This is a genomic window from Saccharopolyspora sp. (assembly GCF_017434145.1).
Lineage (GTDB): Bacteria > Actinomycetota > Actinomycetes > Mycobacteriales > Pseudonocardiaceae > Saccharopolyspora_C > Saccharopolyspora_C galaxeae.
On record NZ_JAFRFW010000469.1, the window covers coordinates 1 to 2,540 of the forward strand.

Annotated in this window: 1 protein-coding gene and 2 pseudogenes; 2 read left to right on the forward strand and 1 reads right to left on the reverse strand. The window is 72.7% G+C overall.

What is annotated here, in order from left to right:
• Positions 1–131 precede the first annotated feature (131 nt).
• Positions 132–416 (forward strand): annotated as a pseudogene (locus tag IJH84_RS12880) (shikimate dehydrogenase); the annotation flags it as partial.
• On the forward strand, positions 397–2,262 hold the full coding sequence (locus tag IJH84_RS12885) for a bifunctional sugar phosphate isomerase/epimerase/4-hydroxyphenylpyruvate dioxygenase family protein (protein ID WP_295144509.1): 1,866 nt from the start codon (positions 397–399) through the stop codon (positions 2,260–2,262). The pseudogene IJH84_RS12880 and the gene IJH84_RS12885, both read left to right, overlap by 20 nt.
• 13 nt (positions 2,263–2,275) lie before the next feature.
• On the opposite strand, the pseudogene IJH84_RS12890 reads toward IJH84_RS12885, so the two are convergent.
• Positions 2,276–2,540 (reverse strand): annotated as a pseudogene (locus IJH84_RS12890) (low specificity L-threonine aldolase); the annotation flags it as partial.

Here is a 2,540-nt window from a genome sequence, read left to right on the forward strand (position 1 = left end):
AGGCAGCCGAGCCCGAGTTCGGCGGCCTCCCGCTGGTGCATCGCGGGGCTCAGCGATGGGCCGATGCCGGCGCCGATCAGCCCGGTCAGCACGCCCTCGTCGCCGTCGTGGCCGTCGATGGGTTCCACCTCCCGGTCGGGATGGCCGCGCATCCCGGCCTGCCGGTGCCGGAAGAAGCGCTGCGCCCGGACCTGTGGGTGGCCGACGTCGTCTACCGGCCGCTGCGCACCGAGCTCGTGCGCACCGCGCGGGCGCGGGGATGCCGGGTGCTGGACGGCGGCGGCATGGCGGTGTTCCAAGCCGCCGACGCGTTCCGGCTGTTCACCGGGCACGAACCGGACGCGGACCGCATGTTGGACCACTTCGAGGCCCTGGTGGCCGGTACTGGAGGTTCCGATGTCCACGCCGCCCGCTGACCGCGACCGCTCGATCGCCACGGTCTGCCTGTCCGGCCCGCTGGAGGACAAGCTCACCGCTGCGGCGGCCGCGGGCTTCGACGGCGTGGAGATCTTCGAGAACGACCTGATCGCCGCGGCCTGCTCGCCCGCGCAGGTCCGCGCGCAGTGCGCCGACCTCGGCCTGTCGATCGACCTGTACCAGCCGTTCCGGGATTTCGAGTCGGTGCCGCGCGACGTGCTGCGGGCCAACCTGCGCCGCGCCGAGCGCAAGTTCGACCTGATGGCCCAGCTGGGTGCGGACACCGTGCTGGTCTGCTCATCGACCTCGCCGGATGCGGTGGACGACGACGATCTCGCCGCCGAGCAGCTGCGCGAGCTGGCCGAGCTCGCCGCCGGTCGCGGCATCCGGGTCTGCTACGAGGCGCTGGCCTGGGGCCGGTTCGTGAACACCTACGAGCACGCCTGGCGGATCGTGCGCCGGGCCGATCACCCGGCGCTGGGGGTCTGCCTGGACAGCTTCCACATCCTGTCCCGCGGCAGCGACCTCACCCCGATCCGCACCATCCCGGCGGAGAAACTGTTCTTCCTGCAACTGGCCGACGCGCCGAGGCTGAACATGGACCTGCTGCAGTGGAGCAGGCACCACCGGCTGTTCCCCGGGCAGGGCGAGTTCGACCTGGCCGGATTCGTGCGCACGGTGCTGGCGGCCGGCTACGCGGGGCCGTTGTCGCTGGAGGTCTTCAACGACGTGTTCCGGCAGTCCGATCCGGGGCCCGCGGCGGTGGACGCGATGCGGTCGTTGCGGGCGTTGGAGGAGTCGGTCGACGGGCCGCTGTCCGGTTCCGCGCCCCGGCCAGATCCGGCGCTGCCTGCGCCGCCCGCGCTGTCCGGGACCGCATTCGTGGAGCTCGGCGCGGACGACGCCGGTGCCCAGCGGCTCAGCGGCACCTTGTCCGCACTCGGTTTCCGGCACACCGGCACGCACCGCTCCAAGCCGGTGCGGCTGTGGACCCAGGGCGACGCCCGGGTGCTGGTCAACACGGGACCGGAGCACGACGGCGGGCAACTCGCCGCGCTCGGAGTGCACAGCGACGCGCCGACCGATTCGGTGCGCCGGTCGGAAGGACTGCTGGCGCCGGTGCTGCCGCGCACGGCCAGGCCGGACGAGGCCGACCTGTCCTCGGTCGCGGCACCCGACGGCACCGCGCTGTTCTTCTGCCGCACCGGCGCGTCCGAGGAAGCCGGGTGGCTCGGCGACTTCGAGCCGACCGGCACGCCGGTGACCAGCGCCGGGATCACCGGGATCGACCACGTGACGATGACCCAGCCGTTCGACCACTACGACGAGGCGATCCTGTTCTACCGGTCGGTGCTGGGCCTGCACCCGATGCCGCCGGTGGAGTTCGCGGCGCCGTTCGGGCTGGTGCGCAGCCGGATGGTGGTGGACCGCGAAGAGTCGGTGCGGATCGCGCTGGACTCCGCGGTGCTGCGCCGCGGGCCGTGGGCGCCCGCTGTGCGACACCCGCAATACGTGGCGCTGCGCAGCGAAGACGTTTTCGCGACGGCGCGCGCGGTGCGGGACGCGGGTGCCTCGGTGGTGCAGATCCCGGACAACTACTACGACGACCTGGACGCCCGGCTGGAGCCGCGGGCGGAGCTGCTGGCCGAGCTGCGCGCGAACTCGGTGCTCTACGACCGCGACGCCGCGGGCGAATACCTGCACTTCTCGGTGGCCGTGCCGGGTGCGCGGGTGTTCTTCGAGGTGGTGCAGCGCATCGGCGGCTACCGGGGGCGTGGGGAGAGCAACGCGCCGGTCCGGATGGCCGCGCACCGGCGCGAGCGCCTGGAGCGTGGTTCCGCGTGACCGGTCGCGCGGCTCAGTGCTTGCTGCGTTTGATCCGGCGGAGTGCTTCCTCGATGTCGCGCTTGCCGACGTTGCGGTGGGTGACGAACCGGACGTGCCCGTCCATCGGCACCGCCAGCACCCCGCAATCGCGCAGCCGGTCGAGGGTGAGCCGCACGTCGGGCACCTCGGCCAGCACGATGTTCGTCTGCGGCGTGGTGATCTGCCAGCCCAGCTCGGTCAGCCCTTCGGCGAGCCTGGTCGCGTGCGTGTGATCGTCGGCCAGCGCCTCGACCCGG